Origin of the sequence: Pokkaliibacter sp. MBI-7, from assembly GCF_029846635.1 — a bacterium.
In the GTDB taxonomy this organism is placed as follows: domain Bacteria; phylum Pseudomonadota; class Gammaproteobacteria; order Pseudomonadales; family Balneatricaceae; genus Pokkaliibacter.
This window is the reverse complement of record NZ_JARVTG010000001.1, coordinates 3,534,902-3,559,435: the sequence shown is the minus strand read 5'-3', so window position 1 is coordinate 3,559,435 and position 24,534 is coordinate 3,534,902. Positions and strand designations below refer to the sequence as shown.

Annotated in this window: 22 protein-coding genes; 10 read left to right on the top strand and 12 right to left on the bottom strand. The window is 57.8% G+C overall.

What is annotated here, in order from left to right:
* Positions 1-151 precede the first annotated feature (151 nt).
* Both QCD60_RS15775 and QCD60_RS15770 read right to left on the bottom strand, forming a co-directional pair.
* The gene (locus tag QCD60_RS15775) at positions 152-895 is read right to left on the bottom strand and encodes a copper resistance protein B (protein WP_279786904.1); all 744 of its coding nucleotides are present in this window, start codon (positions 893-895) and stop codon (positions 152-154) included.
* On the bottom strand, positions 885-2,963 hold the full coding sequence (locus tag QCD60_RS15770; protein WP_279786902.1) for a copper resistance system multicopper oxidase: 2,079 nt from the start codon (positions 2,961-2,963) through the stop codon (positions 885-887). Before QCD60_RS15770 ends, QCD60_RS15775 begins: the two co-directional genes overlap by 11 nt.
* 151 nt (positions 2,964-3,114) lie before the next feature.
* On the opposite strand from QCD60_RS15770, the gene QCD60_RS15765 reads away from it, so the two are divergent.
* The 8 genes from QCD60_RS15765 to QCD60_RS15730 all read left to right on the top strand — a co-directional run bounded on the left by QCD60_RS15765 (position 3,115) and on the right by QCD60_RS15730 (position 14,374).
* Positions 3,115-3,792, top strand: coding sequence for a heavy metal response regulator transcription factor (locus tag QCD60_RS15765; protein WP_279786900.1), 678 nt, complete (start codon positions 3,115-3,117; stop codon positions 3,790-3,792).
* A complete protein-coding gene (locus QCD60_RS15760; RefSeq protein WP_279786898.1) occupies positions 3,789-5,165 on the top strand; it encodes a heavy metal sensor histidine kinase in 1,377 nt (458 codons plus the stop codon). The genes QCD60_RS15765 and QCD60_RS15760 overlap by 4 nt, the downstream gene beginning before the upstream one ends.
* Positions 5,166-5,480: 315 nt before the next feature.
* Positions 5,481-6,659, top strand: a complete 1,179-nt coding sequence (gene fabV / locus QCD60_RS15755; RefSeq protein ID WP_279786896.1) for an enoyl-ACP reductase FabV — start codon at positions 5,481-5,483, stop codon at positions 6,657-6,659.
* 278 nt (positions 6,660-6,937) lie between these two features.
* Entirely contained in the window at positions 6,938-8,068 is a 1,131-nt protein-coding gene (locus tag QCD60_RS15750) for an FIST N-terminal domain-containing protein (protein WP_279786894.1), read from the top strand.
* Between the two features lie 31 nt (positions 8,069-8,099).
* Positions 8,100-11,117 carry an EAL domain-containing protein gene (locus QCD60_RS15745; protein ID WP_279786891.1) on the top strand — a complete coding sequence of 1,006 codons (3,018 nt, stop codon included), beginning with the start codon at positions 8,100-8,102 and terminating at the stop codon, positions 11,115-11,117.
* 93 nt (positions 11,118-11,210) lie between these two features.
* Complete coding sequence (locus QCD60_RS15740; protein ID WP_279786889.1) at positions 11,211-11,609, top strand: cupin domain-containing protein; 399 nt, start codon at positions 11,211-11,213, stop codon at positions 11,607-11,609.
* Positions 11,610-11,839: 230 nt separating this feature from the next.
* Positions 11,840-12,892 carry an NUDIX domain-containing protein gene (locus tag QCD60_RS15735; protein WP_279786887.1) on the top strand — a complete coding sequence of 351 codons (1,053 nt, stop codon included), beginning with the start codon at positions 11,840-11,842 and terminating at the stop codon, positions 12,890-12,892.
* A gap of 111 nt (positions 12,893-13,003) precedes the next feature.
* Entirely contained in the window at positions 13,004-14,374 is a 1,371-nt protein-coding gene (locus QCD60_RS15730) for a nicotinate phosphoribosyltransferase (protein WP_279786885.1), read from the top strand.
* 90 nt (positions 14,375-14,464) lie between these two features.
* Here QCD60_RS15730 and QCD60_RS15725 read toward each other — a convergent pair whose 3' ends face one another.
* From QCD60_RS15725 to QCD60_RS15715, 3 genes are all read right to left on the bottom strand, one after another.
* Positions 14,465-14,848 carry an LPD29 domain-containing protein gene (locus tag QCD60_RS15725; protein ID WP_279786883.1) on the bottom strand — a complete coding sequence of 128 codons (384 nt, stop codon included), beginning with the start codon at positions 14,846-14,848 and terminating at the stop codon, positions 14,465-14,467.
* A gap of 119 nt (positions 14,849-14,967) precedes the next feature.
* Complete coding sequence (locus QCD60_RS15720) at positions 14,968-15,417, bottom strand: hypothetical protein (RefSeq protein WP_279786881.1); 450 nt, start codon at positions 15,415-15,417, stop codon at positions 14,968-14,970.
* A 1-nt stretch (position 15,418) separates the two neighbouring features.
* Positions 15,419-16,126 (bottom strand): RHS repeat-associated core domain-containing protein, encoded by a 708-nt coding sequence (locus QCD60_RS15715; protein ID WP_279786879.1) that lies wholly within the window; start codon positions 16,124-16,126, stop codon positions 15,419-15,421.
* On the opposite strand from QCD60_RS15715, the gene QCD60_RS15710 reads away from it, so the two are divergent.
* Positions 16,103-17,131 (top strand): hypothetical protein, encoded by a 1,029-nt coding sequence (locus QCD60_RS15710; protein WP_279786877.1) that lies wholly within the window; start codon positions 16,103-16,105, stop codon positions 17,129-17,131. The two genes, QCD60_RS15715 and QCD60_RS15710, sit on opposite strands and share 24 nt — an antisense overlap.
* Complete coding sequence (locus QCD60_RS15705; protein WP_279786875.1) at positions 17,085-17,279, top strand: hypothetical protein; 195 nt, start codon at positions 17,085-17,087, stop codon at positions 17,277-17,279. Before QCD60_RS15710 ends, QCD60_RS15705 begins: the two co-directional genes overlap by 47 nt.
* 75 nt (positions 17,280-17,354) lie before the next feature.
* Here QCD60_RS15705 and QCD60_RS15700 read toward each other — a convergent pair whose 3' ends face one another.
* The 7 genes from QCD60_RS15700 to QCD60_RS15670 all read right to left on the bottom strand — a co-directional run bounded on the left by QCD60_RS15700 (position 17,355) and on the right by QCD60_RS15670 (position 24,426).
* Positions 17,355-17,720 carry an LPD29 domain-containing protein gene (locus QCD60_RS15700; protein WP_279786873.1) on the bottom strand — a complete coding sequence of 122 codons (366 nt, stop codon included), beginning with the start codon at positions 17,718-17,720 and terminating at the stop codon, positions 17,355-17,357.
* Between the two features lie 147 nt (positions 17,721-17,867).
* Entirely contained in the window at positions 17,868-18,800 is a 933-nt protein-coding gene (locus tag QCD60_RS15695) for an IS5 family transposase (RefSeq protein WP_279781181.1), read from the bottom strand.
* 9 nt (positions 18,801-18,809) lie between these two features.
* Positions 18,810-19,061 carry a hypothetical protein gene (locus QCD60_RS15690; RefSeq protein ID WP_279786870.1) on the bottom strand — a complete coding sequence of 84 codons (252 nt, stop codon included), beginning with the start codon at positions 19,059-19,061 and terminating at the stop codon, positions 18,810-18,812.
* 16 nt (positions 19,062-19,077) lie between these two features.
* On the bottom strand, positions 19,078-19,632 hold the full coding sequence (locus QCD60_RS15685; protein ID WP_279786868.1) for a hypothetical protein: 555 nt from the start codon (positions 19,630-19,632) through the stop codon (positions 19,078-19,080).
* Positions 19,619-22,564, bottom strand: a complete 2,946-nt coding sequence (locus QCD60_RS15680; protein WP_279786866.1) for an RHS repeat-associated core domain-containing protein — start codon at positions 22,562-22,564, stop codon at positions 19,619-19,621. The genes QCD60_RS15685 and QCD60_RS15680 overlap by 14 nt, the downstream gene beginning before the upstream one ends.
* 88 nt (positions 22,565-22,652) lie before the next feature.
* On the bottom strand, positions 22,653-23,870 hold the full coding sequence (locus QCD60_RS15675; RefSeq protein WP_279784912.1) for an IS256 family transposase: 1,218 nt from the start codon (positions 23,868-23,870) through the stop codon (positions 22,653-22,655).
* A 58-nt stretch (positions 23,871-23,928) separates the two neighbouring features.
* Positions 23,929-24,426 carry a YD repeat-containing protein gene (locus tag QCD60_RS15670; RefSeq protein ID WP_279786864.1) on the bottom strand — a complete coding sequence of 166 codons (498 nt, stop codon included), beginning with the start codon at positions 24,424-24,426 and terminating at the stop codon, positions 23,929-23,931.
* Between the last annotated feature and the right edge of the window lie 108 nt (positions 24,427-24,534).

The following is a 24,534-nucleotide window of genomic DNA, read 5'->3' as shown; positions in this document are numbered from 1 at the left end:
TTGTATTCTCCCTCTGGGTGGGGTCATCCACCTCATAGTGTGAGCGTTTGCTGCTCGTTTTATGTCACCGGATACGCCCGGGCGCCCTGCCCGCCACGCCGCCACGAGGCAGGTACATGGACAGCGGGCCAGCACAGCGCCGGGCAGTGAGTCAGAACGACAGGCTGATACCGACCAGTCCATAGGTCGTGGCCGTCCGTTCACCATGATGACGCACCAGATCCGCCGTCTTGCCGTACGTCTGCTCCCAGTGCATGCCCACGTAGGGGGCAATATCGGGTGTCACCGCATAACGCAGCCGCAATCCCAGCTCGGAACGGGTCACCCCTGCTCCTTCATCAATCGCCAGGTCATCATCGGCCGCAGCATTGATCTCCAGCGCAGGCTGCAGGCTGAGCCGGGAAGTAATGGCCAGATCGTGGGCCAGCTCCAACCGTGCACTCAGTCGCCCCTGATCGCTGACATACAGGTCAGCATTGGTCTCGATCCAGTAAGGCGCCAGCCCGTCCACACCGATCACCGCGTAGCTGCGTGTCGGTGACGGCCGTTGGTCCTGCCGTATACCGGTATGCAGATTGAAAAACTCACTGACCATGTGCTGCCATAACAGCTGATTTTCTGCCTTTTCAGTCGTCCCGCCGCTAAGCTGCTCGCCCTTGCTGCGCCACAAGAAGGCATTGCTATCATTACCAATCCGCAGTGCCCCTTCCCATGCCAGCACATCGCTGCCCGGGCCTGCACGCCACTCCAGACGGTCCAGCGTCAGTGTCGGGATGACCATCGAGTCCATCTTTTCATCATGGGCAAAGGCGGTACTGGTCAGCAGGCACCCCAGCAGCACACAGGCGTTACGGCTCGCTGCCAGGCGTGATGTGGAGTGTTGATTAATGCGCATGCTGCTCGCCTCCTGCGTTCACGGCGACGGTCTCAGCGCCGGGGGAAGAAGAACCGTCTGCACTGGCAGAGGCGGGTCGGTCAACCACGATTTTGCGGAACATGCCCGCGGCCATGTGGTACATCAGGTGACAGTGGAAGGCCCACTCGCCCACGGCATCCACCGGAATATCCACGGTCATGGTCGTGCCCGGTGCGACGTTAACAATGTGTTTGAGCGGATTGAACGCACCTTTACCCTGATCCAGCTGCATCCACATGCCATGCAGGTGCATCGGGTGCATCATCATGGTGTCGTTGACGAAACGGATCCGCACGCGCTCTCCCAGTGTCAGATGCATGGGCTCGGCATCGCTGTATTTGACGCCGTTAATGGACCAGATATAGCGCTCCATATTGCCGGTCAGACGCAGCTCAATTTCGCGATCAGGCTTGCGATAGTCCTTGTAGGGCTGTAACGCGGTGAGGTCACCATAGACCAGAAAAACCCCTCCGTCTGCGGCTTTGGGCTCCAGCCCACTGCCCGGCGCATAGTCGGAGCGGTGCGCTGTCACTGCAGCAGGTGGAGAAGGCATTTGCCCGTGGTCCATTTGTGAATGATCCATTTTCGAGTGGTCCATACCGGCCATATCGCCGCTCATGGGCATCGTTGCAGGAGCCATCTGCGAATGGTCCATTTTCGAGTGATCCATCCCAGCCATATCACCGTTCATGGGCATCGTTGCAGGAGCCATCTGCGAATGATCCATTTTCGAGTGATCCATACCAGCCATATCACCGCTCATGGGCATCGTTGCAGGAGCCATCTGCGAGTGGTCCATTTTCGAGTGGTCCATCCAAGTCATATCGCCGCTCATGGGCATCGTTGCAGGAGCCATCTGCGAATGATCCATTTTCGAGTGGTCCATCCCAGCCATATCGCCGTTCATGGGCATCGTTGCAGGAGCCATCTGCGAATGATCCATTCCCGAGTGATCCATACCACCAGGCGCCATACCCATATCAGCCATGGTCAGCACCGGCACCGGGCTGAGCGGTGGCACCGCCGCCGTCATTCCCTGCTGTGGCGCCAGGGTGGCGCGCGCATAGCTACTGCGACTGACCGTCTGGGCAAACAAGGTATAGGCCCGGTTGTCCTGCGGCTCGACGATAACATCATAGGTTTCAGCGACCGCCATGCGGAACTCATCCACACTGACGGGCTGCACGTTATTGCCATCCGCCTGTACCACGGTCATCTTCAGACCGGGAATGCGCACATCGAAGTAGCTCATTGCCGAGCCATTGATAAAGCGCAACCGCACCCGCTCACCGGGCTTGAACAGGGCCGTCCAGTTTTCCGCGGCAGATTTGCCATTGATCAGGTAGGTATAACCACTGCTGACATCCGAAATGTCCGAATCCATCATCCGCATCTGTCCCCAGGCCAGGCGATTGTCCAGCGCACGGGAGAAGCCCTGCTGTCTGGCCTGATCAAGGAAGTCGCCCACCGTAACCGGCCGGTTGTTGTAGTAATCACTCTTGCGTTTGAGGTTGCGATAGATGGTCGCGCCCTTGTCCTGCCCCCAGTCGGAGAGCATGACGACATAGTCTCGGTCCGCCTGCACCGGGTCTTTACCGGCAGGCTCGATGATCAGCGGGCCATACACGCCGTCCTGCTCCTGAAAGCCGGAGTGACTGTGATACCAGTAGGTGCCCGCCTGACGGATGGGAAAGTGATAGGTAAAGGTCTGACCAGGCTTGATCGGCTTGAAGCCACTGAAGCCGGGCACACCATCCTGATTGGCGGGCACCAGCAGGCCATGCCAGTGCAGCGAAGTGTCTTCCTTGAGGCGGTTGGTCACGTTGATCGTCACCTGCTCGCCCTCCCGAAAACGCAGGGTCGGACCGGGCACACTGCCATTGATGGTCAGTGCCTGCTGTGACTGGCCAGCGATGTCCAGCGCACGCTGATCGATCACCAGATGGTAGGTACCGCCCCAGCCAGTCGCTGGCGTCAGCATCGCCCAGGCCAGCGCGGCCACACCGGGCGCACTCCCCCAGCGTCGCATCCAGGTCAAGGAAGCCATTATTCACTCCTGTATTGATAGCTGCTGCCCAGCTTACGCCGTCGACCTTGCCCGTCGCTGACGCCAACATTACATTTCTGTCAGCTTTGCCCTGCTGCACTGTCCCGCAGGCATAATGACCACCTCACACGCGGCCCGAACACAGAACACCATGCGCCTACTGATTATTGAAGACGAACAGCGTATTGCCACCTATTTACAGCAGGGGCTGGTCGAGGCGGGCTTCAGCGTCAGCCTCGCTGGCACCGCCGCAGACGGGCTGCAACAGGCACTGAGCGATGAGCCGGACCTGATCGTGCTGGATGTCATGCTGCCCGATCTCAGTGGCTGGGAAGTATTGCGTACCCTGCGTGCCGCAGGACGTGTTCTGCCGGTCCTGTTCCTGACCGCCCGTGACAGTGTCGAGGACCGGGTACGCGGGCTGGAGCTGGGCGCCGATGATTACCTGATCAAACCCTTCGCCTTCACTGAGCTGCTGGCCCGTATCCGTACACTGCTGCGGCGTGGTCAGCCCCAGCAGGTGATGACGCATCTGCAGGTTGCGGATCTTGAAATGGATCTGCTCAAACGCCGGGTCAGCCGTGCCGGGCAACGGATCAATCTGACCGCCCGTGAATTTGCCCTGCTGGAGCTGCTGATGCGCCGGCAGGGGGAGATCTTTTCCAAGGCGCTGATCGCCTCGCAGATCTGGGACATGAACTTCGACAGCGACACCAATGTAGTGGAGGTGGCCATCCGCCGCCTGCGCGCCAAGATCGACGACCCCTTTGACGTCAAGCTGATCCACACCGCACGGGGCATGGGCTACCGTCTGGAGTGGACCGAGTGAGAAGCCATTCCCTGACAGCCCGCCTGAGCCTGATGTTTATGCTGGCGGTCGGCAGCGTCCTGCTGCTGGCCGGGCTGGCGTTCAATCTGGCCAGCCACCACCATTTCATCCAGCTGGATCAGGACGATCTGCAGCAAAAGCACCATGCAGTCGTCACTCTGCTGCAGAACCTGCGCGCCGATACCCCGCTCAGCGTCCTGCAGGAGGAGCTGAGCCTGTTACTGGGTGAGCACGGCGACATTCAGGCACGGCTGTGGCAAGGCCCAACCCTGATCTGGAGCTCATCGCACATGCCTGAGATCGGCCATGCCCTGCCTGCCACTGATCAGTTATGGGACTGGCAGCAGGGTGACGAACAATACCGCGGACTGGTCAGCCAGATCGTCAGCCCCGGCTTCAGCGCGCCCTGGCAGCTGCAACTGCTGAAGAACGTCACCGTGCACGAGCACTTCTTCCAGCAGTTTCGCACCGGCCTGTGGCTCGGGCTGCCAGGTTGCCTGCTGCTCAGTGGTCTGCTCGGCTGGTGGGTGGTACGCCGTGGGCTGCGTCCGCTGCGTGAGCTGACCGCTGTCGCCGAGGCCGTTTCTGCCAGCCGGCTCAATCAGGCCCTCGATGAAACAGCGATGCCGGAAGAACTGCGCCCGCTGGCAGCGGCCTTCAATGCCATGCTGGCCCGTCTTGATGAAGACTTTGCCCGGCTCTCCAGCTACAGCGCCGAAATCGCCCATGAACTGCGTACGCCCGTCACCGCGATGCAGACCCGCACCGAGGTGATTCTCGCCCGTCCGCGCTCTGCGGATGACTATGCTGAAGCGCTGTATGCCAGTCTGGAAGGGCTGGAGCAGATTCGCCGCCTGATCGACGACATGCTGTTTCTGGCCAGGGCCGACAATCAGCTGCAGGCCTTCGCCCGCGAGCCGGTCGCGCTGCACACTCTGGCGCGCCAGCTGCTGGATTATTACGACATTGTCGCCGACGAGCAGCACATCCGCCTGCAGCTCGAGGGTCAGGCCACGCTGCTGGGCGATGCACCAATGCTGCGCCGCGCCCTCGGCAATCTGATCTCCAATGCGCTGCGCTATACCCCGGCCGGTGGCTGCATCACCCTCTCGCTGGAACAGCAGCCGCAGCGCGTCACCGTCCGTGTCAGCAATGAGGGCGAACCGATTGCTGCCGAGCTGCTGCCACGCCTGTTTCAGCGTTTCGTACGTGGTCAGCCCGGCACCGACACCAGCGATCATCACCACGCCGGACTGGGGCTGGCCATCACCCGTGCCATTGTCGAAGCGCAGGGCGGACAGATTTCCTGCCAGTCAGACCGGCAAGGTACGCACTTTATTCTATGCTTTCCTGACAGCAGAGCTGGCGGCTAACGCTACCGTCTGAGAACGTGTTGACGATCTCACGAACCAGAACCAGAGCCAGAGCCAGAGCCAGAGCCAGAGCCAGAGCCAGAGCCAGAGCCAGAGCCAGAGCCAGAGCCAGAGCCAGAGCCAGACAAGGCGAAAAGCGCGAAGGAAGCAGAAGAGTCCAGCTGCCCGGAATGAGCATTTCGGGGGCTTTTCAACGCCGTGTGGCCAATGCAGAGCAGATCGTGAACAGGTTCCTGGTGGTAAACAGCGGCCATGGTTGTATCTGCTTACCTTGCGATTACAATGTGCACAGTCAAAACAGGGGAATGAGGCTCCATGATTATTCAGCCCAAGATTCGTGGCTTTATCTGCACCAACGCGCACCCCGTGGGCTGTGCAGCTAACGTCCAGCAACAGATCGACTATGTGAAGGCTCAGGCGCCCTTCGGCGAAGGCCCCAAAAACGTTCTGGTGCTGGGTTGCTCCACCGGCTACGGTCTGGCCTCCCGCATCGTGTCTGCCTTCGGTTATGGCGCCAATACACTGGGTGTCTGCTTCGAGAAAGAACCCAGCGAGCGCAAGACCGCCACTGCAGGCTGGTACAACACCGCCGCTTTTCATCAACAGGCCAAAGATGCCGGTCTGTATGCCCGGACGCTGAACGGCGACGCCTTCTCCAACGAGATCAAGGCCGAAGTCATCGACGCCATCAAACAGGACATGGGTAAAGTCGACCTGATCATCTACAGTCTGGCATCCCCCCGCCGTACCGATCCCACCAGCGGCGAGACCTTCAAGTCAGTACTGAAGCCTGTCGGTCAGGCCTACACCACCAAGACTTACGACACCGACAAGGATCTGGTGCACGACATTTCTCTGGAACCCGCCAGCGAAGAAGAAATCCAGCACACTATCAAAGTCATGGGCGGAGAAGACTGGGAGCTGTGGATCAAGGCGCTGGCCGATGCCGACCTGCTGGCAGATGGCTGCCGCACCACCGCTTACACCTACATCGGTAAGGAACTGACCTGGCCTATCTATGGCCACGCCACCATCGGTAAGGCAAAGGAAGACCTGGACCGCGCCGCTGCCGAACTGAACAGCAGCTATGCTGACAAACAACTGAAAGCCTATGTGTCTTCGCTGAAAGCGCTGGTCACCCAGGCCAGCTCGGCCATTCCGGTGATGCCGCTGTATATCTCCCTGATCTACAAGGTGATGAAGGAAGAAGGTACGCACGAAGGCTGTATCGAACAGATCAATGGCCTGTTCCAGCAGAAGCTGTTTGACGCCGCTCCTGAGCTGGACGAAGCCAAGCGTCTGCGCATGGATGGCAAGGAAACCAATGACGCCACTCAGGCCAGAATCAAGGCCCTGTGGCAGCAGGTCACTCAGGAAAACTTCCACCAGCTGAGCGACTACGCTGGCTACCATCAGGAATTCCTGCACCTGTTCGGTTTCGGTTTTGCCGGTGTGGATTATGACGCCGACGTCAACCCGATGGTCGAGTGGTAAGCCGTCACTGGCACACTGACCCACGCTGACAAGATGCTCTGAGCAACCCGGCCACTGTGCCGGGTTTCTTTTTGCCCCTCTGCCCCTCCGCCCCGCTACCGCGCCTCACTGCATTGCACTGACCACGACAGCCGCACTGCCAATTGCCGCCAACCTGCGCTGCTCTGCTCCGTAATGGCGGGGAAGTGGCTATATTTAACAGGGTAGCTCGACCCCGCTTTTGCACATTCCATGCTATTTTTCCGCTCAAAATGTGACCAGTGGCACAGGAGCAGACGATGGACTCCATTCGCACAGCAACCTCCTTCGCATCCGACAGCCAGCAGGCTGCCGATGAGATACGTCAGCAGATTGCTGATGTACCTCTGGCGCTGGTAATAGTGTTCTGTGCCGCCAGCCATGACATGGCCGCCCTGACCCGCGCCCTGCGCCAGCATTTCTCTGCCCCCACGCAAGTCGTTGGCTGTACCACGGCCGGAGAGATCGGGGTGGAGGGCTATCAGGACGACTCGGTGGTCGCGCTGGGCTTTCCTCTGAGCCACTTCACCGCCAGCTGCACCACCATCACCGATCTGGCGCAGTTTGACAGCGCCCGCTGCCAGCAGAAGGTGGAAGCCCTGCAACAGGTGGCCAGCTGGCAGCAGCGCCAGCGGGAACATCAGCACCGTCTGGCGCTGCTGCTGGTCGACGGTCTGTCGATGCGTGAAGAGCCACTGGGGCGGGCAATTCAACTGCTGCTTGGCGATATACCGGTGATTGGTGGCTCGGCCGGGGACTCCCTGCGTTTTGAGCGCACCCAGGTGTTCTGTAATGACTTCAGCGGCAGCGACGCTGCTGTACTGGTCATTCTGAGTACTGACCTGCCCTTCCACATCATCAAGACTCAGCATTTCGAGCGCGCAGGAGAGCGCATGGTCGTCACCGAGGCACGCCCCTGCGAACGCATCGTCACCGAAATCAACGGCTATCCCGCCGCGCTGGAGTACGCCCGTATTGCCGGGCTGCAGGTCAGTCAGCTCAGCCCGCAGGCATTTGCGGCATTCCCGGTCGTGGTGCGTATTGGCGGCCACGAATATGTGCGCTCCATTCAGCAGGTCAATGCCGATCACAGCCTGCGTTTTTACTGTGCCATTGATGAAGGCATCGTCCTGACCATGGCCCGCGGGCTGAATGCGCTGACCAATCTCAGAGAAGCTCTGGATGCGACCGAGGCAGAGATTGGCAAGGTGCAGTGTGTACTCGCCTTTGACTGCATTCTGCGCAATCTGGAGTTTCGTCAGAAAGGGCTGCGGGCGCCGATTTCCGCCACGCTGCAACGCCATAACGTCATTGGCTTTTCTTCCTTTGGCGAGCTGCACTTCGGCATCCACATCAACCAGACGCTGACCGGCGTCGCCTTTGGCCGCTAAGCCCATGTCTGTTCGGCGTGGAGGAAAGAACATGCTTAATCATCCCGGGCTCAAGGCCCGCGTTGCTGCCGTTGATAAAGACCTGCAGGCCGAACTGCATCGCCGTGACAAGATCATTCGAGTGCTGATGGATCGGGTGGAACAGGGCCTCGATCAGCAGGGCTCGGATTACAGTTTTTTCCAGTCCACGGTGCTACTGGGCGATCTGGTACAACAGCGTACTCAGGCGCTGGATGAAGCCCTGCACGCACTGCAGGACAGCAATGCAGAACTGGCGCAGCAGCGTCAGGATGCCGACATGGCCCGTACCCGACTAACCGAATCCATCGCCTGCAGTGCAGACGGCTTTGCCCTGTGCGATGAGAACGATGTGCTGGTGATGGTCAACCCGCAATTCCAGACCTACTGGGCGCAACTGCTGCAGGTGAAGGCCATTGCCACCGGGCAGCCTTTCAGTCAGTGGCTGCATGAGATGGAGCAACAGCTCGGCGCAGCGGCCTGGCTGCAGCAGTGGCAGCACAATCATCAGCAGGCCCGTAATGGGTTGCCCAGCACGGTGGAGGTCAATCTTGCCGATGCCGTCTGGCTGCGTATTTCCGAACATCCGACTTCGGATGGCGGCGTGGTCGGCAACTATGCCGATATCAGCGATATCAAGCGGGGAGAAGCGCGGCGCCGGGAGCAGGAACGGGCCCGACAGGCCGAGCGGTTGCAGATTACGCTGGATAACCTTGAGGAAGGTGTCGTTACCTTTGATGAGGAAAACTACTTCCAGCACTGGAATGACCGGCTGGCTGCAGTGCTGCCCCTGCCCGCATCACCTTCAACATCCATGACCCGCGACCTCATCCTGCAGGCGATGGAAGGTCAGTACCGCATCGACCAGCTCAACCAGCCACAGCAGATTCACCTCAGTAGCGGACGTATTCTGAGCGTGCATGAGAGTGAACTGCCCGGCGGCGGACGGCTGATGACGCTGTCCGACATCACCACGCGGCACCTGCAGGAGCTGCGTATCCGCCAGCTAGTGGATGAGCTGCAGGCAATTTTCGAGAATGCCTACGTCGGTATTGCGCACATGCGCAACCGCACCATCGTCAACTGTAATCAGCATCTGGCCAGCATCTTTGGCTGGCCGAGCGCCAGTGACATCATCGGTCAGAACACCTCGGTACTGTTCCCCAGCGCGGAAGACTGGGAGGCCAGCCGGCAGCTGATCTACCGGACACTGGAAAAGACCGGCTACGTCGATGCGGAGTTCCAGTTCAGGCACCGAGACGGCAGGCCGATCTGGTGTCAGGTTACCGGTTGCCCTCTTGACCGCCACGCACCGCTGGAGGATTCCATCTGGGTAGTCTGCGACATTACCCTGAGGCGCGAGCAGGAAGCCCAGCTCAAGCTCGCTCATACGGTGTTCGAGCACAGCTCCGATGCCATCATGGTGACCGATCACAACGCGGTCATTCTGGAGGTCAATCAGGCCTTCTGTGATACCACCGGGTACAGTGCACACGAAGTCATTGGCCGCACGCCCTCGCTGCTGAAATCAGGGCATCATCCATCCCGTTTCTACCGGGGAATGTGGCACGATCTGCGCGCCAGCGGCCGCTGGTCGGGTGAGGTGATCGACCGGCGCAAGAATGGTGATTGCTATCCCAAGTGGCTGTCGATCTCCACGGTGCTGGATGAGTACGGCAAGGTCGTCAACTACATCGGCTCCTTTCAGGACATTTCCGACCGTAAGGCGGCCGAGGAAAAAATCCAGTTCCTCGCCAACCATGATGTGCTGACCAGCCTGCCCAATCGCCTGCTGCTGCGTGATCGCTTTGACTATGCGCTGGATCAGGCCAGACGCATGGGCCGCTCGGCCGCTTTCCTGCTGCTCGATCTGGATAACTTCAAGCACGTCAACGACTCCCTCGGCCACAAGGTCGGCGATGACCTGCTGATTGCCTGTGTCCATCTGCTGCGTAACTGTCTCAGTGAAAACGACACCATCAGCCGTCAGGGCGGCGATGAGTTCATCATCCTGATGCCGGACATCGACAGTGCGGCTGATGTTGCCATGCGCACGCAGCGCATTCTCACCGCCTTCACCACCCCCCTGCGGGTGCAACAGCATTCGATTCCCACCTCTGTGTCGATAGGTATCGTCATTGCCCCCGCCGACGGGGAAGACTTTGATGTCCTGCTGCAGAAAGCCGATACCGCGATGTACCACTCCAAGGAAAAGGGACGCAGCTGCTACAGCTTCTTCCGTCAGGAGATGAACGACGAAGCCATACGCCGCCACACCCTGATCAATGAACTGCGTCAGGCACTGACGGAGCAAAGCTTTCGCCTCTATTACCAGCCCCAACTGGCTATCCGTGAGCAGCATATTGTCGGTTGTGAGGCACTGTTGCGCTGGCCTCGTGCCGATGGCCGCATGATCAGCCCGCTGGACTTTATCCCACTGGCAGAGGAAACCGGCCTTATTGTGCCGCTCGGTGAATGGGTGCTGCGACAGGCCTGCGAACAGGCTCGCCGCTGGCGGGACATGGGCCTGGCCTCGCGGATTGCGGTGAATGTCTCGGGCATACAGATTTACCGCACTGACGTACCGGAACTGCTGCAACGCTGTACCCGTGAAGCCGGTATCTCACCGGCGCAAATCGAGATTGAGCTGACCGAGTCCACCCTGCTGGAGGACAGCATCGCAATACGGGAGGTCATCAGCGATATCAAGGCGCTGGGCAGCTCGGTCGCCATTGATGACTTCGGCACCGGTTATTCCAGTCTGGCTACCCTCAGCCGCTTTGAAATCGACTGGCTAAAAATCGACCGCTCCTTCATTGTGGCATCAGCCAACAGCGAGAAAGACCGGGCTATCGTTCGCATGATCACCAACATGGCCCATGAGCTGAAAATGCAGGCCATCGCCGAAGGGGTGGAAACCCAGGGCCATATGCAGCTACTCAGGGAGTGCGGCTGCGATCTGGCGCAGGGCTATCTGATCAGTCGACCTGTCGAGGCATTGCAGTACGAGCAGCTGTTGCAGCAAGGTTAGCAGGTGGTGAGAATCGGCTGGCGCCGTCGGAGACAGCGTCAATAACGCGTCTTACCAGCCTGTAACGCCCATTCAGAACCGAGGAGGAACGTCATGGATCTCGAAAAAGACATCATTACCGTCAGGCCACAGGAAACCATCGATACTATTCAGCGCCTGCCCAACTTTGTCGGCATCTCCGAAGCCACGGCGGGCTCCAGCGGTATTTCCATGAACATTGTGGTGATTCCGGCAGGCGCCAAAGCCGAGCCGCACTATCACAAGGGGTATGAAACAGCGATCTATCTGCTCAAGGGCAGTGTGGAAACTTTCTACGGTGAAAACCTGAAAAAATCCGTGGTCAATCATCAGGGCGACTTTATCTTCATCCCGGCGGGCGTTCCCCATCAGCCCGTCAATCTCAGCACCACCGAAGCCGCCATGGCGCTGGTGGCGCGTAATGATGCCAATGAGCAGGAAAGCGTGCAGGTCTACTCCCCCGAACAGGGCTGATCGGCAATCTCCATCGCCCTGTCAGGCGTGCAACAACCTCAGAAAAACGCCTTCAGGGCAGAGGGCTCCACTTCCTCAGCGCACTGTTCATTGCCTGAAGGTAAGCTCGCAAAAGCGTGAACAGTTTTCTGGAGGTTGCAATCTCCGCTCAGCTGCGCATACTGGTGATCAGGTTCGGGAGGGGCTCCCAACCTGATAACACACCACACCATCCATAAGGGGCTTATGGCATGAAAGTCGGTATTTTTATCGGGCGTTTTCAGCCCGTGCACAATGGACACCTCTCTGTTTTCTCTTACCTGCAGGATCGCTTTGATCGCGTCTTTGTCCTGCTCGGCTCTGCCAATCGCCGCCGCTCCATCAAGAATCCCTTTACCTTCAGCGAACGCGAGCACTGGATTCGTACTGCCTTTACCGAACTGGCGGTAAAAAAGAACATCAGCTTCCCCGCTGATCGCCTGTCTGTGGTCCCTATCAACGACTACATGTACAACGACACCAAGTGGGAAGTGGAATGCTTCTACCAGATCCATGCCCTGCTGGACGATGAAGAAGATGCTGACATCACGTTGGTTGGCTACGAAAAGGATGCGTCTTCCTACTACCTGCACTCCTTCCCGCAATGGCGGTTTGAGGCGGTTGAGAAAATCGTGAATGTGGATGCCACCGACATCCGCACCTGCTGGTTCGCCAGCGCGTTGCAGTCACTCGCTGATTACCGCACGCTGGTGCCGACTTACGTGGCAGACACCATGCTCGGCAATGATGCTCCCCACTTTGCCAATCTGCTGGCCGAGTACCGCTACTACAGCGAAGAACAGGCACGCTTTGCCAGCTATCCCTACCCCGACACCCTCAAGTTTCTCTGTGCTGACACCATCCTGCTGTGCAAAGGTCATGTGTTACTGGTGCAGCGCAAATACGCCCCCGGCAAAGACTGCTGGGCCTTGCCCGGTGGTTTTGTCCAGCGCGATGAAACCTTCGAGCAGGCGGCACTGCGTGAACTGTTCGAGGAAACCCGGGTCAAGGTGCCGGCCCGCGTGGTGGCAGGCTCCATCAAGGCACGGCAGATGTTCGATGATCCGCGGCGCTCACTGGGCATTCCGAGGGTGACCATGGCGTTCCTGATCGAAATTGCCGCCGATGCCGACGGTCGCCTGCCCAAGGTCAAAGGCTCGGATGATGCGCAGGATGCCAGATGGATACCGCTGGCTAAAGCCCGCGCCATGGCGCTTTATGATGACCACGGCGACATCATCGACTTCTTTACCGGGTCGCTGTAACAGCTTTACCGGGTTGCTGTAACTGGGCATTATCAGTCAGCACCCAACGCGGGGCATTGGCAGGAGCTGCCACTGCCCGACAATGACACTTCAGTGTACGGAGCGTACATCATGAAAATGAATCTGATCCTCAACACCGACAGCTACAAACTCAGCCACTTCCTGCAGTATCCACGCAATACCCAGTACATTTTCAGCTACATCGAAAGCCGCGGCGGCCTGTTTGACGACGTGCTGTTTTTCGGTCTGCAGAAAGCGCTGATGGATCTCAATGAGCACTTCCCGACGCTGGACGACCTTGAGGAGGCCCGTGCCATTGCCGCCGCACACGGCGAACCGTTCAACGAATCGGGCTGGAAAGCACTGATAGCACTTGGCTATTTCCCACTGGCCATCAAGGCTGTACCGGAAGGCAGCATTCTGCCCACGCGCAATATCCTGCTGGGCATCGTCAACACCCTGCCGGAGTTCTTCTGGCTACCCGGACACCTTGAACCCCTGTTACTGCGCGGCATCTGGTACCCGACTACGGTCAGCACCCTGTCCTACCACATCAAGCAGACCATTGGCCGCTTTATGCAGGCAACCTGTGACACTCAGGACGGGCTGCCGTTCAAGCTGCATGACTTCGGCGCCCGTGGTGCCTCCTCCGAAGAGAGTGCAGGTATCGGTGGCATGGCGCACCTGGTGAACTTTATGGGCACCGACACCCTGTCAGCCCTGCGTTATGCCCGCCGTTACTACGCGGCAGATATGGCCGGCTACAGTATCCCCGCCAGTGAACACAGCACCATTACCGCCTGGGGCCGCGCCAACGAAGCCGGGGCCTATCGCAATCTGCTGCGTCAATTCCCCACCGGGCCGGTCGCCTGTGTATCCGACAGCTACGACATTTACAACGCCGTCGACTCCATCTGGGGTGACGAATTGCGTATGGATATCAGCGAACGTGATGGCATCGTGGTTATCCGCCCCGATAGCGGTGATCCGGTCAAGGTGATCCCCGTGCTGCTCAAACGCCTTGGCAAACGCTTTGGCTACCGCCTGAACAGCAAGGGCTACAAGGTGCTGAATAACAAGGTGCGGATCATTCAGGGAGATGGCGTCAATCTCGACAGCATCGAGCGCATCCTGCGCAAAATGATGGCCAAGCGCTGGTCAACCGATAATATCGCCTTCGGCATGGGTGGCGCCCTGCTGCAGGGCGTCGACCGTGATACCCAGCGGTTTGCCATGAAAGCCAGTGCCGTCTGTGTTGATGGTGAGTGGCGGGCAGTCTACAAAGACCCCATCACCGACAGCGGTAAGAAGAGCAAACGCGGCGTGCTGGATCTGATCAACGGCCACACCGTACAGGTCAGCATCGAGCAGTTCCTCAATCAGCCGTCAGATCTGCGTCTGGTCTATAAAGACGGCGAGATACTGACTCGCGATGACTTCGACAGCATCAGAGCCCGCGCCGCCGCCAGCTATCCGCAATAAACCGCACCTCGTTTATCAGCAACAAAACAGGCCAGCAGGGTGACCCTGCTGGCCTGTTTTGTTTATTCATGGAGTTTGCCAATGCTGCGTTCAGGGGCGCCAGAGAACACTGGTCTTTCTGCACCAGTACAATGGTTTCACCCTGCCAGAGATGCTGTACCACGGGGCAGGTTTGTTGTTGTGTTCGACGCATATTCTGAAAGGCTCAATGCACCCTTCCACGTCATCCAACCCCGGCCCGTTGTCCCAGCTGACATTCACCGCAATAAAGCCGTCCATACGCACGGAGAATTTCACCGCTGGCAAGGTATGCTTCAGGGTGGCGCGAATATTTTTAGCCGCCAGTTTGCTGCTATACAGATCACCGCTGCCAGAGCAATGCAGATGGCGGTATTGTTCTGCATTGCGTAACCGGCGGACTTCAGTATTGAAGTCTTGTATCAGCGAAAGGGTTGATGAGGGTAGCGAATTCAAATATTTATATCCTTGATTACGATTAAAGACATCTTGTCAAAAAATAGACACAAAAAAGAATACTAACAACACAATAATTTATAGTTTTCCGTAAGCACTCCTCAAAAACCATCTATAAATTATTTAATCTCATAAAAATATAACCAAAGCTGTTCTTCTTTATCTGAAGGATATTCAGTATGGACTGCAAAAAAGTATCTATTTTTCACATCGACAGCAATAAACTCTGACTCTCTTTCGTAAAGTTCAAAAGCCTCAATGATATTCATATCCTTGAGAAAATCAGCTCTTATCCATTTCTTTAGACTGCTCACTGAAATCTTTAGTTGTACATTTCCATTTTCAAATTTCTTTATTTTATCCCAAAGCATCATTGAGGCTTCATCAAAAGCAGCAAGATAATTATCCCCCAAGATTATCTGGGCAAATCCTTTATCACCTCCGATTGTAGGTTTCCAATATGAAAAAATATTTTCATAACAATCCTCAATCTCTCCATAAAATACTACTGAAGGATTTTTTTTTAAATTATTTAAAATATCTAATATATCTTCATCACTGTAGTTCATTTCATTTATTCCTCAAAGGCGGTAACCCACGTATCTCCCGAAGATTTAAATCAAGAACGAGCCTTGAATAATAGTGATGGTTATCAGGGTTAGAATAACGCTCTAAATCTTTGCTATTCTCTCCACCCCAGCCAAAGTCTACAGAATCTCTCGATGAGTCCCCTTTGGGAACACCATAATGAAAATGCGGATACTCTTCACCTGTATGCTCCACTATCACGCGGAATCCTTCGGATGTTTCATATTGTTTATATATACCAATTGCTCCTACATCATTTGAATAAAAATAGCCCGTTTGCCCCCTTTTATTAATGTCATTACCCACCTCCCATATAGCATCTGGTGGTGTATCAATATCTATTCCTGCCTTTTGATAAATAGCTGCCTCAGCTTCTTCTCGTGAGTTAAATTCACGATTGTCTCTAGACTTCTGCTTCTTTCTCTGTCCCGGCACATCACACCCGGTACAGGCCAACCCCAGCGGGTCCACCCAGTTCACCGGGTTCGGCACGTACTGGTAGTGGTTCAGCCCGCCGGCCAGTTTGATCGGGTCGGGCGTCAGGTAGTGGCCGCTGCCGGGGTGGTAGTAGCGGTGGCGGTTGTAGTGTAGCCCTGTTTCGCCGTCGTAGTACTGCCCCTGAAAGCGCAGGTTGGTATCGACTTTTTCGATCAGGGTGCGTTTGACGTGGCCGTAGGCTTTGTATTGCACCGACCACACCCGTTCGCCGTTGGCCGCCGTCATTTCCTGCGGGGTGCCGAGGTGGTCGAGGTGGTAGTAGTACACCTGCGCGAGGTTGCCCTCCCCTTCGAGCTGGGCCAGCGGGCGGTAGGTGCCCGGTTCGTAGAGGTAGCTGCGGTAGTGGCTGAAGTCGTCGGTTTCGGCGATCAGCCGGTTGGCCTGCCAGACGAAGGTGGTGAGGTAGCCGCCGATGTCTTTGCTGATGCGCCGGCCAAAGGCGTCGTAGCGGTAGCGCACGGTGCTGAGGTTGGGCAGGGTGACCTGGCTCAGCCGGTGCTGGCTGTCGTACTGGTAGCGGGTGACGAGGCGGTGCCCGGCGCCGCGGTATTCGGTGATGAGGTTGCCAAAGCCGTCGTATTCGAAGCGGCGGTCGCCCTGTACGGTGAGGCGGTTGCCGGGGGCGCTGTGGCCGTAGGGGCTGGCGTCGGGGTCGGTGGGGTCGCGCTGGTTGAGCAGGTTGCCCGCCGGGTCGTGGTGGAACTGTTCTTCGAGGGCGCCGCGCACGGTTTTGAGCCGGTCGAGGGGGTCGTAGTCGTAATGCAGGGTGCCTTTGTCGCTGTCGTCGAGGGTGATGAGGTTGCCCACGGCGTTGTACTGGTAGCGCCGCTGGTGGACAGGCCCGCGCTGGCCGGTGCGATGGCGTTGCTGTTCGGTCAGGCGGCCTTGTTCGTCGTACTGCCAGGTGCTGGTGAGGGCGCCCTGCCAGCGGCTGACTTCTTGCCCGTATTCGTGGGTATGGCGGGTCAGGGGTTTATCGTTGAGGTCGATGCCGCTGAGCTGGCTGTGGGGGCCGTAGTGGTAGTGCAGGCGGTGGCCGTCGGGCAGTTTGAAGGTGCTGAGGCGGCCGAGGTGGTCGTAGCCGTAGCGCAGGGTGTGGCGCTGCTGGTGTTCGGCGATCAGGCGGCCATTGAGGTCGTAGGCGTAGCGGGTGATGGCGCCGCGTTCGTCCTGCCGCAGGGTTTGCCGCTATATTGATGCGCTGGAAACCGCCGCCAAAGGCATTCAGCTCGGCATTGATGAGCACACCATTACCGGCGATAACGCCTTGAATCTGTTAATGGCGATTGCCGATCAGCTTAAGCGGGAATCACGTTCGTTATCGGTACTGTTGAATCAGTCGTAGCAGAAGAGAAAGGAATCAGTGCAGAAGGCGGTCGCACTTATTCCTATCCCCTCTGGCATAGCCGCGTCAGGCCAGTCACTCCCCTCGACACAGCGCAATCGTCTTCACCCAGCCAAATACGCTGTGCCACGGATTGGGTTTATTACCGTGTTCGGCGCGCATTCTGAAAGGTTCAAGACACCCTTCCACGTCATCCAACCCCGGCCCGTTGTCCCAGCTGACGTTTACCGCAATAAAGCCGTCCATACGCACGGAAAACTTTACCGCCGGAAAGGTATGCTTCAGGGTGGCGCGAATATTTTTCGCCGCCAGTTTGCTGCTATACAGATCACTGCTGCCAGAGCAATGCAGATGGCGGTATTGTTCTGCATTGCGTAACCGGCGGACTTCGGTATTAAAGTCTTGTATCAGCGAAAGGGTTGATGAGGGTAGCGAATTCAAATAGTGACCTCCTTATCCTATTTATCTCGTACAGCTAGGCCACTACATAGAGTGGCCTGCATAAAAGGCACTGTAAACTTTATAGTCTACAACGGCTTTGTTGCATAAATAGATGTCAGCATATAAGACCCCTTACCCCAGATGATCTTATGGTATGCGCACCGTCATCGGTGTCCCGAGCCGCGTAAAGCGATTCAATATTGCCGCCCGCACCTGAAGCTCGGCGACCTGCCGGTCAAAATCCCTTGCCATCACGCGTTCACCCAGCCGCTTGAAACAGTGCATTTTGGTTTCCACCAGACTACGCCGATGATAACCGCTCCACTTCTTCCAGAGCGTCCGGCCCAGCCGGCGGGTGGCCCGCAGAATCTCATTCCTGGCAGAGGCCCCCGGGCGATTTTCCTTCCACGGCTTCGCATTCTGGCGGGTGGGTATCACCGCCTCTGCCTCTCGCCGGGCTATCGCCTCATGACAGCCTCGCGTGTCGTAGGCACCATCTCCACTGACAGACGCTATCTTCTCCTCCACCGGTATCTGACTCAGCAACCCGGGCAGCATCGGTGCGTCCCCCACCGCATTGTCGGTCACCTCAATAGCCCGGATTTCCAGCGTGTGCGCATCGATGCCCAGATGCACCTTGCGCCATTGGCGGCGGTAGTCCGCACCGTGCTTTTTGGTTTTCCATTCCCCTTCGCCCAGCATCTTGATACCGGTGCTGTCGATCAACAGATGCAGTCCGGTCGTGGCTGGGCAGCAAGGAATCACGACCTGCAGCGACTTCTGGCGCCGACAGACGGTGCTGTAGTCGGGGGTTGGCCAATCCAGCCCTGCCAGTTTAAGCAGGCTTTGTACCATGCCCACCGCCTGGCGCAGGGCCAGGTTGTAGAGGCATTTAATGGTCAGGCAGAACTGAATGGCTGCATCGCTGAAGGTGGGCGTACGTCCTCGCTTCCCGCACGCAGAACCGTACCAGTTCATGTCACGGTCGAGCCAGATCATCAGCGATCCACGCGCTTTGAGCGCGGCGTTGTAGGACTTCCAATTGATGGTCTTGTACTGAGGTGAGGCCGGTTTATTCATGCCGTCATTCTACAGCATGGGACTCAACATGATTTGTGCAACAAAGCCGTCTACAACCATGATTTTATTAGTGCGTGGATCATAATGAAGCGCAAACAGCAGTTCACCGTTTTCATCCCGTTTTTGAGGCGTATTCCCTTCTTCTCTTGAATAAGAGCCATCAGGATTGATGGGCGCACCGTAAACACGCGCACAATATCCCGGCTCCCCTTTATTCTTATCAATCAGCTCATAGAAGTCAGCGTAGTTATAATTTTCCATACAATACAGCCCTCGTTCAGCCCGGAACATTATCAGGAATTACCACAAACCTTTTCTCATCAAGCATATCAAATATATTGTCGGCTATTTTTGTAAAGTAGGTTGGAACGACGCCATTTTTTGGATCAAATGCATCACATGCTTCCTCATAACTTAGGAAGTCACGATAATAATCATCCATATCTTTTCCATATATATCCGTTTCTAAGAACCAGATATTTTCTGTTGTAAGATCAATAAAAATATCACCTTGAAGAGCATGATGTTCAAAACATAAACAATTCCTTGGCAAGCAACTATCTCCAAATGTTCCCATCATTCCCTCGAATGTATGAGAGCAATCAGGAATGATATATCCACGACCAGGTTTTATCTCATCAAATAGAATGCCACATCTAACATCTTCATCCTCATCATAAAATTTAACTTCATACCCTCCCCACTCAACTAGAAATTTTTTAAACATAGGAGGAAATGGAATTCTCATCCGATCCTCTGCCAACAAGATCTGTCGATTATCTACAATCATGTCTTCGCATTTCAAAAAATACACAATACTATTCATTGGCATTGGAAACGCCTCCCTTATGTTTGAATTTATCGTGAATTAGCCTATCTACCATTAACATGAGCTTTGCATTCTCATGATGATGTGGAGTGTAAGCCGCTGTTTTGTCTTCACCTTTCGTCTTTGGGTTATTACCTCTCGATCTCGGATAGCTGCCATCTTTCTTTCTTTTTACGCCATAGACCCGCTCACTGTATCCCACTTCACCATGCTTTCTATCTAATGCCTCATAGAAGTCGCCGTAGTCCGCCTCTCTATTTTTTGGCACCGCCACACCATTCGGCAATTCCGCCTCATCATACGAATAAGGGCTAAAGTCAGGATAGTGATTGCCATCCGCCGCCGGGGAATAGACCACATCGACTGTTTTCTGGCCGTAGGTCGAGGTCTTCATATCGGTGGCATAAATATACTGATCGGTCTTGGCGTCATACAGCACCACACCGCCGTCGTTATGCCAGTTCTGGAAATTCGGTGTCCGTTCTCCCGCATTGTGCTGATGATTGATATTGCCCTGTGCATCCGGCAGTACCGGGTCTGCATCAGGATACTTCGCCCTCAGCTCATCAATGATGGCCTTTTGTTTATCGGAGTAGCGGGGGCAGGTATCAGGCACCGCTTTGCCCGTCTTTAACCCCAACGGGTCCACCCAGTTCACCGGGTTCGGCACGTACTGGTAGTGGTTCAGCCCACCGGCCAGTTTGATCGGGTCCGGGGTCAGGTAGTGGCCGCTGCCGGGGTGGTAGTAGCGGTGGCGGTTGTAGTGTAGCCCCGTTTCGCCGTCGTAGTACTGCCCCTGAAACCGCAGGTTGGTATCGACTTTTTCGATCAGGGTGCGTTTGACGTGGCCGTAGGCTTTGTATTGCACCGACCACACCCGTTCGCCGTTGGCCGCCGTCATTTCCTGCGGGGTGCCGAGGTGGTCGAGGTGGTAGTAGTACACCTGCGCGAGGTTGCCCTCCCCTTCGAGCTGGGCCAGCGGGCGGTAGGTGCCCGGTTCGTAGAGGTAGCTGCGGTAGTGGCTGAAGTCGTCGGTTTCGGCGATCAGCCGGTTGGCCTGCCAGACGAAGGTGGTGAGGTAGCCGCCAATGTCTTTGCTGATGCGCCGGCCAAAGGCGTCGTAGCGGTAGCGCACGGTGCTGAGGTTGGGCAGGGTGACCTGGCTCAGCCGGTGCTGGCTGTCGTATTGGTAGCGGGTGACGAGGCGGTGCCCGGCGCCGCGGTATTCGGTGATGAGGTTGCCAAAGCCGTCGTATTCGAAGCGGCGGTCGCCCTGTACGGTGAGGCGGTTGCCGGGGGCGCTGTGGCCGTAGGGGCTGGCGTCGGAGTCGGTGGGGTCGCGCTGGTTGAGCAGGTTGCCCGCCGGGTCGTGGTGGAACTGTTCTTCGAGGGCGCCGCGCACGGCTTTGAGCCGGTCGAGGGGGTCGTAGTCGTAATGCAGGGTGCCTTTGTCGCTGTCGTCGAGGGTGATGAGGTTGCCCACGGCGTTGTACTGGTAGCGACGCTGGTGGACAGGCCCACGCTGGCCGGTGCGATGGCGTTGCTGTTCGGTCAGGCGGCCTTGTTCGTCGTACTGCCAGGTGCTGGTGAGGGCGCCCTGCCAGCGGCTGACTTCTTGCCCGTATTCGTGGGTATGGCGGGTCAGGGGCTGGTCGTTGAGGTCGATGCCGCTGAGCTGGCTGTGGGGGCCGTAGTGGTAGTGCAGGCGGTGGCCGTCGGGCAGTTTGAAGGTGCTGAGGCGGCCGAGGTCGTCGTAGCCGTAGCGCAGGGTGTGGCGCTGCTGGTGTTCGGCGATCAGGCGGCCCTGCGCGTCGTACTCGAAGTACAGCGGCCAGTGGCCGTCATCGACCTGCCGCAGCTGGCCGTTGGGGTCGTAGTGGTAGCGGATGCGCTGGCCATCGGGCAGGATTTTTTCGGTCAGGCGGCCCATCACGTCGCGTGTGAAGCGGGTGGTGAGGGTAACGGGGGCGGCGTCGGTGTTGTGTGGCGAGGCCGCGATGTCGGTTTTTTCGGTCAGGCGGCCATTGAGGTCGTAGGCGTAGCGGGTGGTGCGCCCGCCGAAGTCGGTTTCTTCTTTGACCAGCCCGCTGGGGTGGTAGCTCAGGCGGTAGTGGTCGCCGTTTTCGTTTTCGATGTCGGTCAGCTGCAGGCGACGGTCGTCGTAGCGAAAGCGCAGGGTGCTGCCGTCGGGGTTGCGCTGGGCGGTGACGAGGTGCAGCGGCTGGGCGTAGTCGTAGTCGGTGGTGCGGCCCTGTTCGTCCGTGTAGCGGCGGACTTTGCCATAGGCGGTGTATTCGTACTGGCGGCAGGCGCCGCCGGGCAGGGTCAGGCGCGTCAGGCGGTTGAGTTTGTCGTAGGCGTAGCGGGTGATGGCGCCGCGTTCGTCCTGCCGCAGCACCTGGCGGCCCCGGGCATCGTAGCGGTAGGTGCGCTGGCCGCCGTCGGGTAAGGTCTCGTCCACCAGCTGGCCAAAGCGGTTCCAGCTGAACAGGTGGCGGCCACCGTCAGGCAGGTCGATGCGGCTGAGCTGGCCCTGTTCGGTGTAGTGGTAGCGGGTGGTGCGCCCGGCCGGGTCGGTTTTTTCGGTGAGGTCGCCCTGTTCGTTGCGCAGGTAGCGCCAGGTCTGTTCGCCGCGGCGGACGCTGCGCAGCTGGCCACGCCAGTAGTCGTAGTGGGTGAGGCTGCCATCGGGGTAGGCGATGGTGTCCAGCTGGCCGTTCAGGTCGTAGTGGTAGTGGGTTTCTGCGCCGAGGGCGTCCACTTCGCGGATCAGGTCGCCGTTGTCGTTGTAGTCTTTGCTGACGGTGGCGCCGTCCGGGTCGGTCTGGCGGATCAGTTTGGCGTGGCGGTCATGCTGATAGACCTGCTGGCTGCCGTCGCTGAAGTGGACGGTCACTTCTCCGCGGGCATCGTTCCACTCGTAGCGGTTGTCCATGCCGGGGACGTTGCCGCCGTGGGCGATGGCGCGGGCGGCCTTGCCCTGCCGTTCGGGTCTGTCAAACGAACTGTGTAACTGCTCCCTTTCAGAGTGCGGCCAGCGGCACGCGCTCCTCCCCAAACATCACCTGAAAACTCTGTAGTGCCGGTTTCCAGTGATGAATAGCCTTCCAGTTCTTCGATGCTTCGCGGATAGCCAGAAAGAGTGACTTGAGTGCCGAATCGTCGTTCGGAAAAATGCGCCGATTACGTGTCAGTTTCCGCAGGCTCATGTTCAGGGATTCGATGGCGTTGGTCGTGTAGATCACTTTCCGGATCTCCGGCAGGAACTGGAAGAACGGTATGATGTTGTCCCAGTGACCGCGCCACAACCGCACCACCGCCCGATATTTCTCACCCCAATCGCTCTCAAAGTCATCCAGTTCGCGCACGGCTTCGTCCGCTGTCGCCGATGTGTAAATTCGCTTCAGGGCACCCACAACGACCTTGCTGTCTTTGGTGTTGACATAACGCAAGCTGGCGCGCACCAGATGCACAATACACAGCTGGGTCAACGTTTTCGGAAACACCGCGTTGACCGCTTCCGGCAACCCCTTCAGGCCGTCCATACTGGCGATGTAAATATCCTGCACGCCACGATGACGCAACTCCGTCAGCACCGACAACCAGAACTTCGCCCCTTCGCTTTCGGCCAGCCACAGACCCAGCACTTCTTTCTCGCCGCGCAGATTGACGCCAAGCACAACGTGCGCTGACTTGTTCACCACCTGCTTGTTGTGCTGTACCTTGACCACCAGACCATCCAGCCAGACGATGGGGTAAATCGCTTCCAGCGGTCGCGTCTGCCACGCTTTGGCTTCCTCCAGAACCGCATCAGTAACCTGGGCGATGAGTGTGTGCGAAATCGTCACACCGTATAAGTCCACCAGCGCACTCTCGATATCACGCGTGGTCATGCCCTTGGCGTACAGTGTCAGGATCTTGTCTTCCATCCCCGCCAGCCGAACTTGCCGCTTCTTGAGCAGCTGTGGCTCGAAGCGGCCTTCTCGGTCGCGGGGAGTCTCTATGAGCAAGTCGCCGACATCACTCTGCACCGTTTTACGGCTCTTGCCGTTACGGGTATTGCCCCGCTTGGCACCGGGCTCGGCTTTGTCGTGGCGGTCGTAGCCAAGGTGGTCGTCCATCTCGGCTTGCAGGCTGCGATTGATCATGTGTTGCAGCATCTGGGCGTACAGCTTGCTGACATCCTCCGGGGTCTTACATTCCTGAGTCAGCTCATCCAACATCTCTGGCGTTAGTGCCATGTAACTGCTCCTCGCGGTGTTCCCGCATCATCCCATAAACGCAGTTACACAGTTCAATTTACAGACCCTGCCGTTCCCATTGCCAGGTAAAGCAGGCGCCGCCGGCGAGGCGGCGCTCCTGGATGACGTGCTGGTCGTCGTAGCGGTAGGTTTCCTGTTCGCCGAGGGCGTTTTCGGCGGCGATGAGCTGGCACCGGTCGTTGTAGTGGTAGCGCATCAGCGGGAAGCGGCGGGTCTCGTAGCCGCTGTCGTCGGCGTTGACGGCCATCCGCTGCAGTTCGACGCGGGCCAGCAGGGGCACGGTGTCGGGGGTATCGAGGGCGTTCCACCAGTGGCGTTCGCCCACCGGCTGGTCGAGGTAGTAAAAGCGCAGGGCTTGTTGTTGCTGGCCTTCGAGGGCGCTGAGGCGGCCGTGCCGGTCGTAGCGGACGCTCAGGCGGTTGTGGTAGGCGTCGGTGAGGGCGTGCAGGTAGCCTTCTGCCCTGCCCGCGTCGGTGCTGACCACGTGGAAGTGGTAGTAGGGTAAGCCCGGCTGGGTGAGGATCAGTTCGGCCACCACGCCACGCTGGCGCTGCTCGGCGCTGGGTTCGTCGCCCAGATAGAGGGCCGCTTTGGCCAGTGGGTTATGGATCGCCGGGCGCTGCTGGCTGGGGTGCGGGAAGGT

Excerpts from the sequence above, each read along its gene's own strand:
- QCD60_RS15735 (WP_279786887.1), top strand. The coding sequence starts at position 11,840 with ATGAAAGTCGGTATTTTTATCGGGCGTTTTCAGCCCGTGCACAATGGA.
- QCD60_RS15680 (WP_279786866.1), bottom strand. The coding sequence starts at position 22,564 with ATGGACAACCGCTACGAGTGGAACGATGCCCGCGGAGAAGTGACCGTC.
- QCD60_RS15695 (WP_279781181.1), bottom strand. The coding sequence starts at position 18,800 with ATGAATAAACCGGCCTCACCTCAGTACAAGACCATCAATTGGAAGTCC.
- QCD60_RS15685 (WP_279786868.1), bottom strand. The coding sequence starts at position 19,632 with ATGCCAATGAATAGTATTGTGTATTTTTTGAAATGCGAAGACATGATT.
- QCD60_RS15720 (WP_279786881.1), bottom strand. The coding sequence starts at position 15,417 with ATGAACTACAGTGATGAAGATATATTAGATATTTTAAATAATTTAAAA.
- QCD60_RS15730 (WP_279786885.1), top strand. The coding sequence starts at position 13,004 with ATGAAAATGAATCTGATCCTCAACACCGACAGCTACAAACTCAGCCAC.
- QCD60_RS15740 (WP_279786889.1), top strand. The coding sequence starts at position 11,211 with ATGGATCTCGAAAAAGACATCATTACCGTCAGGCCACAGGAAACCATC.
- QCD60_RS15675 (WP_279784912.1), bottom strand. The coding sequence starts at position 23,870 with ATGGCACTAACGCCAGAGATGTTGGATGAGCTGACTCAGGAATGTAAG.
- fabV (WP_279786896.1), top strand. The coding sequence starts at position 5,481 with ATGATTATTCAGCCCAAGATTCGTGGCTTTATCTGCACCAACGCGCAC.
- QCD60_RS15770 (WP_279786902.1), bottom strand. The coding sequence starts at position 2,963 with ATGGCTTCCTTGACCTGGATGCGACGCTGGGGGAGTGCGCCCGGTGTG.
- QCD60_RS15745 (WP_279786891.1), top strand. The coding sequence starts at position 8,100 with ATGCTTAATCATCCCGGGCTCAAGGCCCGCGTTGCTGCCGTTGATAAA.
- QCD60_RS15775 (WP_279786904.1), bottom strand. The coding sequence starts at position 895 with ATGCGCATTAATCAACACTCCACATCACGCCTGGCAGCGAGCCGTAAC.
- QCD60_RS15750 (WP_279786894.1), top strand. The coding sequence starts at position 6,938 with ATGGACTCCATTCGCACAGCAACCTCCTTCGCATCCGACAGCCAGCAG.
- QCD60_RS15765 (WP_279786900.1), top strand. The coding sequence starts at position 3,115 with ATGCGCCTACTGATTATTGAAGACGAACAGCGTATTGCCACCTATTTA.
- QCD60_RS15690 (WP_279786870.1), bottom strand. The coding sequence starts at position 19,061 with ATGGAAAATTATAACTACGCTGACTTCTATGAGCTGATTGATAAGAAT.